Here is an 8,327-nt window from a genome sequence, read left to right as displayed (position 1 = left end):
CTCGGGGTGCTGCGCCCGGTCGTGCCGGCCCCGCCCCCGGCCGCGTACCGCCCGGTACTCGGCCCGCTGCTGGAGTCCCGCGCGCCGATCGCCCTGGTCGCGCCGCCGGGGCTCGGGATCACCGCGTACGAGATCGCCCGGCTGGGGGCTCCGGCGCAGCCGCCGCTGGTGGTGCTGCTCGACGAGGAGGGCGACCTGGCGACGGTGGCCGGCCTGCTGGCGGGGCTGCCGCGCCGTCGCTGAGGCCGGAGCCGAAGCCGGAGCCCGAACCGAAGTCTGAGCCTGAGCCCGAGCCGGCCGACAGTAGGGTGGCGTCCGTGGCCCGATTCGTCCTGACCCGCCGTTCGCCGCTGCCGCCCGCCGAGTGCTGGCAGCGGCTGACCGCCTGGCCCCGGCACGGGGACCGGGTGCCGTTCACCCGGGTCTCGGTGGCCCGGGGCACCGGCCGGGAGCCGGGTGACCTCGTCCTGGCCAGGACGGTCCTCGGGCCGCTGCGCGTCGACGACCCGATGGAGATCACCGAGCTGGTCGCCCCCGGCCCCGGCCGGGACGGACGGTGCCTGCTGGTCAAGCGCGGCCGCCCGGTGCGGGGTTGGGCCGAGCTGCGGGTCCGGGCGGTGGGCGGCGGCAGCGCGGCGGTCTGGACGGAGGAGCTGACGGTCGCCGGGCTGCCCCGGCTGCTCGACCCCCTGCTCGGTCCCGTCCTCGCCCGGGCGGGGCGCCTGGTCTTCGGCCGGGTCCTGAAGCACCTGCTGCGGCCGTAGCCCGAACCGGGCTCCACCCGAGCGGAACGGATCAGCCGGGAAGACGCGGCCCTGCCCCCAGCGGTACGCCGAGGCGCTCGGACTGGGCGACCGAGGCGGGTGAATCCTGGCTCCGGGCCGCCTCCGTGGGGATCCGCGGAGCGGTGGCCGGCCCGCCCGGGGCCGGGGTGTAGCCGGGCAGGTGAACGGTGCCCCAGGTGTACGGGTCGGCCTGGGCGCTGCCGAACGGGGACCAGGCCAGACGGCTCCCGCCGGTCCTGTCGGTGGTGTCGGAGTCGTACACGAGGACGTTCGCGGTCATCCGCTCGGGATCGACGGCGGCCGGCAGGTCCGACAGCGGGATCCGCGCCTCGACGGTGTAGCCGCGGTAGGGCTCGGTGACCCGGGAGGCGACGGTCAGCCCGGGGGCGGTGGTGGCGGCCGGGCCCTGGTGGTTGTCGGCGTCGCGCTCCGCGCAGGGGCCACCGCCGTTCGCGGTGAACGGCAGGATGCCGGCCTTGAACGTGGTCGAGGTGTCGTCGGAGTCGCCGCGCGGATCGATGCCGATCTCGACGGCGTCGGTGCGCCAGTGCCGTTTGCAGTCGTTCAGGGCGTCCAGGGCGCTGCCCATCCGGTCGTCGGTGACCTGGACGAGCACGTACAGGTCGTCGCCGTGGCGGGAGAGCCGGGCGGTCGCGGAGCAGTCGGCGGGGGCGCAGTCCTGGCCCGCCCAGTGCCGCAGCGGGAGTTCGGGCCCGGGGTACTCCCCGGGCCCGGCGGTGCCGTCGACGACGGGCGGGCGGTCGAGTGCCGGAGCGTCGGTCGCGGGAGCGGCGGGGTAGTCGGGCTGGGCGTCGTCGGCCAGCCAGGGCATCTCCACCCGCCGGGTCCAGTCGCGGAACTCGGCGTACAGCGGCCTCAGCCCGGCCTGGTCCCGGACGGGGGCGGGGACGGGTTCGCCGGCCCGGGCGAGGACGGTGAACCACTCGCACGGCAGCTGCCCGGGCGGGGTGTCGACGGTGGCGGGCAGCGAGCCGAGACCCTGGGTCAGGTACCTGCGGGCGGCGTTGCGCTCGATCTGGGCGAAGGTCTCGCCCGAGGAGCCGGAGCGCGCACCGGTCCACACGCCCTCCACGGGGAGCCCGGTGTGTGGATCGGTCAGCCGGGCGGTGGCGCAGGACGGCCCGACGGGCCCGTCGAAACCCCAGTTCTGGGCCAGCAGCCGGGAGGGCCGCCACGGCCGGTACCCCTCGTCGGTGATCTGCTCGGGGAACGCCGTCGGGTCGCCGGCGAGCCGGAACGCCTCGACGGCCAGCCGGGCGGCCTCCTGGTGCCCGCCGTGCTGGTCGAAGGGACGCGGGTCCATCGTCACCACGGTGGCCGGGGTGGTCGCGCGGAGCAGCCGGACGATCCGCGCGAGCGTGTCGGTGGGCTGCTCGGGCACCCGGTTCCAGACGGAGGAGACCAGCGGCGCGGAGAGCGTGTACCAGAAGTCCGGCTTGTCGAGGTAGAAGACGTTGTCGATCCCGGCGAGGCCGACGGCCTCCCGTTCCTCCGTCTCACGGATCAGGCCGAGCCGGGCGCCCTCCTCCGGCCCGACGGCGTTCCCGCCGCCCTCGCCCCGGGTGACGGTCACCACCCCGGTACTCCGCCCGTTTCGCTCCCGCCACCGGGCGAAGGTGGCCAGCGACTGGAACTCGTCGTCCGGATGGGCCCCGATGAACAGGACGTCGGTGTGGACCGGGTCCCGTCCGGCCGGTGCCGCGGCACCGGCGGCGGAGCGGGGCGCCGCGCCGTCGGCCGGCACGGCGAAGGCGCAGGCCACGGCCGTGGCCGCGGCGACGAGGACGGCCGGCCAGGTCCGCCGTACCAGGTTCTGGATCACGGTGCGTGCGTTTCCTTCCGTGCGGCCGTCGCGATGTGACCGGCGCCCACGACTTCCCTCGTCTTCTGCTGCCGCCGCGCGGCGGCTCGGGCGCGATCCATGCTAGGGATGCCCAGCCGGAGCGGAGCGACACCAGGCCCGAACACCGGGCCGGCAGGACCCCGGCGGGGGGCGTGCCACCCGGCCCCGTACGGAGCCGGAGCGGCACGCCCCCCGCCGGCGGCCTCACCTGTGGGTGATCAGGCCGGATCCAGGTAGTAGAGGTCCGGCTTGCTGTCCTGGACCACCTGGGCGATCTCGTTGCTGTGGTTCGAGGAGGCGACCCATTTGCCGGAGACCTGGGCCTGGATCGCGAACAGGTTGCTGCCCGTCACCTTCGCCATCCAGAACGTCTGGTTCTTCGGGACGTCCTCGTCGACGCAGCCTTGCGTGATGATCCAGGTGCCGTCCTCCAGGCCCCAGTGGTCGACCGCCATGCACCAACGGCGCCAGGTGTCCTGGAGGTACACCAGCTCGCGGCCGTCGGAGGCCCGCTTGCGACAGACGCTCCACTTCTGGTTCGACGCGTCCTCCGTCTTGTACTGGATGACCGAGCCGTGGTTGCCAGGGGAGAGTGCCACCGTCAGCGGCCGCGGGGTGCTGACCCCGCCCGTCATGATGCGGTAGGCCCGGTGGTCACAGGAGTAGTTGCTCGACGGGTCGGCGGCGAGGGCTCCGGCCGACGCTGGGGCGGCCAGGGCGGCGGGGGCGGCGGTGAACAGCAGGGCGCCTGCGGCGGCCGCCGCGCCGAGGACGTTCAGCGGGCGGCGGGTTCGGGAGCGCCGGCCGTGCGGGTGGGGCATCGTGGACTCGCTTTCGCAGTGGGCGGGTCGGGCGGCCGGTTCGGTGGTCCTGGTCATCAGCAGACGAGCCGCGCCCGGGCGGCCGCGCGCACGGTGCCGGCCGGCTCCGGGAAGGAGCAGGCCACGGTGCCCTGCTCCGGGACGTCGAAGGTGGTGAAGGTGCCGGGGCCGTTCGTGGTGCTGACCCAGTAGCCGGTGCTGCCGCTGCGGGCGCAGATGTACCGGACCCACTCGCCGGTGACCTTCCGGGTGCCACGGTAGAGGCCGTAGTAGCCCGGGCTGTTGAAGTTCACGGTGTCGGAGACGGTGGTGGTGCGCGTGGTCGCCTTGGTGCTGGACACCGAGAACCCGACCTTGACGCTCACCTTGGCGAAGATCGCCTTGAACTCGGCGCTCACCTCGGTGCTGGAGTTGATCGTGGTGCTCACCGAGTCGACCTCGCTGAGGGTCTTGGTGTAGCTGCCCGTGGTGCCGGGAGCGATCGCGACCGCGAGGAACTCGGTGACGGTCGGTTCGACGCGGACCGCGCTGATGTCCTCCCAGAGGTAGTCCCTGGCCGGGTCACAGGTGGCGGTCGGCGGTGTGGTGTCGGCGTGCGCGGGCGCGGCGCCGAGACCGAGTCCGGTCACCGCGACGAGCGCGGCGACTCCCGAGGTAAGGGCGGTGCGCCTGGTACGCGAACTCATGAGGGTGCTCCTCCGGTGGAAGGGATGCGCTGCGAAGCGTCATGTCCATGACGTGAACCCCCGTGAAGGAAATCCTCATGTTCGCGGCGGGGTCCCCTCCATCCCATGTTCCTGGGGGCGCGTTCGGGGGCGTGCCCGACGGGGGCGCGCACCAGGGCGCGCCCGACCGGAGCGCGGGTCAGCAGCGCCCTCCGCCGAGCATGATCCGCGCGATCAGCTCCTGCCGGCTGCCCACCCCGGTCTTGGTGAACACCGACTTCAGGTGGTCCTGCACCGTGTACGGCGTCATCGCGAGCAGCCGGGACACGTCCCTGGTGTCGCTGCCGCGCACCAGCAGCAACGCCACCTCCTGCTCACGGGCGGTCAGCCCGTACGCGGCCAGGTAGAGCGGCATCACCTCGGCCGGCGAGGCGGGCGAGGCCACCACCGTCACCGCGTCCTGCGCCTCGCCGCCGCGCAGTGCCGCCCCGTGCAGCAGGTACCAGCGGTCGTCCCTGGTCCACACCCGCACCGGCAGCTGCGGCACGACCAGCCCGTGCGCCGTCCGGCGGGCGTGCTCGGCGGCCATCGCCACGCTGGTCGGGACGGTGAGCGAACTCGGGGTGGGGTCGGCCAGCCGGGCGAGCAGGTCCTCGGCCGGCCCGGACAGGGCCTGCAACCGGTTGCGCCGGTCGAGCACCAGCACCGCGGGCCCCTGGTCCACCCCGTCCGGCGCACCGCCCGCGGACCCGCCCGGCACGTGGCACGCCCTCAGCGCGTTGCCCAGGTGCCGCGCGGCGACGTCTGCGAGCTCGCGGTGGCGCGCCAGGTACGGGCCGCGGTCCGGGGCCCGCAGGAACGCCGCGCACCCCCACATGCCGCCCGCCGCGTCGAACACCGCCCGCAGCTCGTCCCCGAACCCGGCAGGCGCGACCTGCTCCCTGAACCGCACGCTCTCCTCCAGCCGCCCCCTGGCCGCCCGGCTCAGCGTCTCGGCGTGCACCCCGCTGCGCCTGATCTTGGGAAAGGTCGCCAGATCGTCCGCCCACACCTCCAGCCGCACGGCGTGCTCGAACTGGTCGAGGGCGAGGTCCTCACTCTGCACCGAGTTCACCAGCCCGGTGGCCGGATCCGCGGTGTGCCAGCACACCGCGTCGAACTCCAGCACCGGGCGCAGCAGTTCATCCGCCCGCCGGAAGACCTCCGGCGCCGCCAGCCCCGCCCCCGCGAGCTCCCGCATCCCCTCGATCGCCGACCGCGCCGCCACCCCACGAGCCCCACGTCGTCCCATGCGGGGAAGCTAGCATGCCGTTCGCACTCGTACCCGCGCGGCCGAGCACGCTCGCCCTCCGCGCGCGAGGATCCGGCCCGACAGATGACGACACCTCAGAAACACCCGCGGGTCAGCCACTTCGGTCGCCGCGCCGCGCTCCGGCGGAGGCCCGGCGCCAGTCCAGGTACTGCTGACGGACGTATGCCCGCGTCTCGTCGCCGTCGGCGGTGACGCCGTCGTGCTCGGTCAGGTACCCGGCCGCGATCCGTGCCCCCGCCACCTGCTCGCGGTCCGCGTCACCGCCCGCCAGCGCCAGGCGGTCGGCCCGGGCGGCGGTGCGCAGCAGGTACTCGCGCCGCCTGCGGGGCGCGCTCCTGGCGGTGCTCCGGCGGCCGGCCAGGTCCCTCTCCTCCTGCTCGACACCCGGGGCGTCCGCGTACGCCTCCGCCGCCGTCGGCACCGGTCCGGCCGGTACGACCGGCACCGGCCGGACCGGCAGCGGCGCAAGGCCGCGGACGTGGAGCACGTCGTTCGCGAACTCCGGCTGGTCGACGGGCAGTCCGTGCCGGCCGAACACGGCGAAGAGCTCGGCGAGGGCACGCGGCTCGACACCGCGCGGCCGGTCGTCGCCGGTGACGCCGATCCGGCCGAGCTGCGGGCCCCAGAACCGGCCCGGCGGGTCCACGAGGCGCAGCCGGAGGATGAGGTGGTGGCCGCTGGTCTCGGTCTCCTCCTCGAACTCCATGGCCAGGCCGCGGATCTCCGACCAGGCGTAGCGGCGCGGGACCAGCAGCCGGACCAGGGTGAGGCCGTCCTCCTCCTCCCGCAGCCAGAAGGTGTGCGGCACCGCGACGGCCGCCGCCACGGCGATCAGCACGCCGATCAGGGTGGCCTCGCCGGGGCTGGTGGCACCCGATCCGACCAGCGCGAACATCGCCACCAGGGCCAGCGCGCAGCCGATCCCGATGTTGCCTCCCCACTGCCGCATGAACGACAGCCGTACCGTCCGCATCCCGCCCCCTGCTGTCCGTCTGGTGTCCGTCGTGTGCCGGCTCCACGCTCCCGGGGAACACCGGGCCCGGGCAAGCACCCGCGGGGAGCTGTGACGGCCCCGTGACGAAGCCGCCGCACCGCGGCCGCCGGAAGTCCGGAGCCAGTGCGCCCGGAGTTCCGGACACGTGTGATTCCACGGCGCGAACCCCACCCGAGGTGACTGAAACCGCGGTGAAACCGTGCTGAATCCGGGCCCCGGCACACTCCTGATCGTCAAACAGCCCGCCCCGAGGCGGCACGTCGGTGAAGGAGCCCAGGCATGACCACCACCCCCGTCCAGCTCACCCCCGAGGACATCGAGAACCCGGCCGGCGCCTACGCCCGGTTCCGCGGACAGGCCGAACTGCCCCGGGTCACCCTGCCCGGCCTGGACACCCCGGTCCGGCTGGTCACCCGCTACGCCGACGTGAAGGCCGCGCTCACCGAGCCTCGGCTGCTCCGGGACCGGACGGGCCTCGCCGGCCCTGCCGGTGCCGGTACCGGAACCGGTGTCGAATCCGACCCGCAGGACGAACTGCTGGCCGCCGCCCTCGGCACCTTCCCGGCCGAGTACGTCCCGTACCTCTCCGGCCACCTCGCGCTGTTCGACGGCGAGGAGCACGCCCGCCGCCGGGCGCCGCTGACCCGCGCCTTCACCGCCCGCCGGATCACCGCCCTGCGCGGCTTCGTCGAGCGCACCGCCGCCGAGCTGCTGGCCGGCCTCGCCGCCCGCGACGAACCCGCCGACCTGCTGGGCGAGTTCGCCTACCCGCTGACCACCCAGGTGATCTGCGAGCTGGTCGGCGTCGAGGAGGAGGACCGGGCCCGGGTCTGCGACTGGATCCGCGACTTCGCGTACGGCGACGGCAGCCGCACGGTCGAGGGCCTGGTCGGCATCGTGGAGCACGTCAAGCAGCTGGTCGCCCGCCGCCGCGCCGAGCCCACCGAGGACCTCGTCTCCGCTCTGGTGCACGGCACCCGCGAGGGCGAGCAGCCGCTGGACGAGGACGACGTCGTCACGATCGTCTTCCTGCTGATCAACACCGGCATCACCCCGCCCGCGCTGTTCCTCGCCCACGGCCTGCTCGCCCTGTTCGACCACCCCGACCAGCTGGACCGGCTGCGCACCGAGCCGCGGCTGCTGGAGCGGGCCGTGCCCGAACTGCTGCGCTACATCAGCCTGGTCAGGATCGGCGCGACCCTGTACGCGGCCGAGGACTTCGAGTTCGCCGGGACGGCGCTGCGCACCGGCGAACCGGTCACCGTCGCGCTGCTGGCCGCCGACCACGACCCGCGGGAGTACGGCGAGGCACCCGAACGCCTCGACATCGCCCGGGAGTTCGGGCGCGGCGACGGCCACCTGGCGTTCGGCCACGGCGCGCACTACTGCCTGGGCGCGGCCCTCGGCCGGCTGGTCACCTCGGTGGTGCTGGACCAGGTGCTGATCCGGCGGCCGGAGGCGGCGCTGGGGGTCGCGCGGGACGAGCTGGAGTTCGGACACTGGCCCGCCGACGGCTTCCACCTGCTGCGGCTGCCGGTGCGGCTCTGAGCGGCTGCCGTCGCACCGGGCCGCGCTCCGGGGACCGGCGGGTCTCCCGCGCCGGGCGGCGGGTGTGGGGCCACGGGTGTCGGGCCGCGGGATCAGATGCCCACCAGCCGGCGGGCCTCGGCCACCAGACCGGACCGGACCGGCCCCGCGTACCCACCCGTCATGTAGGCGCCGGTCGCGTGCTCACCCGTCACGTGCTCACCCACCGGGTACGCGGCGACCGCCCGGCGGTACTCCCCCGGGTCGGCCCGCTCGGCCTCGCCCCTGGCCCGCGCCGAACCCATGGTCGGCTGGAAGTTGCGCGGGCAGCGGAAGCGCTCGGCCAGCACGACCAGCCG

The 8,327-nt window shown here is 74.7% G+C and carries 9 protein-coding genes; 3 read left to right on the top strand and 6 right to left on the bottom strand.

All coding sequences use genetic code 11. The features are described from left to right. Together BU198_RS40190 and BU198_RS40185 are read left to right on the top strand one after the other, a co-directional pair. Positions 1-243 (top strand): hypothetical protein (locus tag BU198_RS40190; RefSeq protein ID WP_223245578.1); only part of this gene is annotated, 243 nt, incomplete at its 5' end. Between the two features lie 74 nt (positions 244-317). Then, complete coding sequence (locus BU198_RS40185; RefSeq protein WP_188301667.1) at positions 318-764, top strand: SRPBCC family protein; 447 nt, start codon at positions 318-320, stop codon at positions 762-764. A 31-nt stretch (positions 765-795) separates the two neighbouring features. On the opposite strand, the gene BU198_RS40180 is transcribed toward BU198_RS40185, so the two are convergent. From BU198_RS40180 to BU198_RS40160, 5 genes are all read right to left on the bottom strand, one after another. Then, positions 796-2,628 (bottom strand): sugar-binding protein, encoded by a 1,833-nt coding sequence (locus BU198_RS40180; RefSeq protein ID WP_317620520.1) that lies wholly within the window; start codon positions 2,626-2,628, stop codon positions 796-798. 239 nt (positions 2,629-2,867) lie between these two features. Then, complete coding sequence (locus tag BU198_RS40175) at positions 2,868-3,527, bottom strand: RICIN domain-containing protein (RefSeq protein ID WP_188301666.1); 660 nt, start codon at positions 3,525-3,527, stop codon at positions 2,868-2,870. Beyond that, positions 3,527-4,156: a hypothetical protein gene (locus BU198_RS40170; RefSeq protein WP_188301665.1), complete on the bottom strand. Its 630-nt coding sequence runs from the start codon at positions 4,154-4,156 to the stop codon at positions 3,527-3,529. The genes BU198_RS40175 and BU198_RS40170 overlap by 1 nt, the downstream gene beginning before the upstream one ends. Before the next feature lie 178 nt (positions 4,157-4,334). After that, positions 4,335-5,426, bottom strand: coding sequence for a helix-turn-helix transcriptional regulator (locus tag BU198_RS40165; RefSeq protein WP_188301664.1), 1,092 nt, complete (start codon positions 5,424-5,426; stop codon positions 4,335-4,337). Positions 5,427-5,538: 112 nt separating this feature from the next. Next, positions 5,539-6,420, bottom strand: coding sequence for a hypothetical protein (locus tag BU198_RS40160; protein ID WP_188301663.1), 882 nt, complete (start codon positions 6,418-6,420; stop codon positions 5,539-5,541). 300 nt (positions 6,421-6,720) lie between these two features. On the opposite strand from BU198_RS40160, the gene BU198_RS40155 reads away from it, so the two are divergent. After that, positions 6,721-7,989 carry a cytochrome P450 gene (locus tag BU198_RS40155; protein ID WP_188301662.1) on the top strand — a complete coding sequence of 423 codons (1,269 nt, stop codon included), beginning with the start codon at positions 6,721-6,723 and terminating at the stop codon, positions 7,987-7,989. Between the two features lie 92 nt (positions 7,990-8,081). Here BU198_RS40155 and BU198_RS40150 read toward each other — a convergent pair. Next, positions 8,082-8,327 (bottom strand): hypothetical protein (locus tag BU198_RS40150; RefSeq protein WP_188301661.1); only part of this gene is annotated, 246 nt, incomplete at its 5' end.

This window comes from Streptomyces sp. CBMA156, from assembly GCF_014596515.1.
Taxonomy (GTDB): Bacteria; Actinomycetota; Actinomycetes; order Streptomycetales; family Streptomycetaceae; genus Kitasatospora.
Note: the sequence above shows the minus strand (reverse complement) of the source record. Positions and strands in the feature narration are given on the sequence as shown.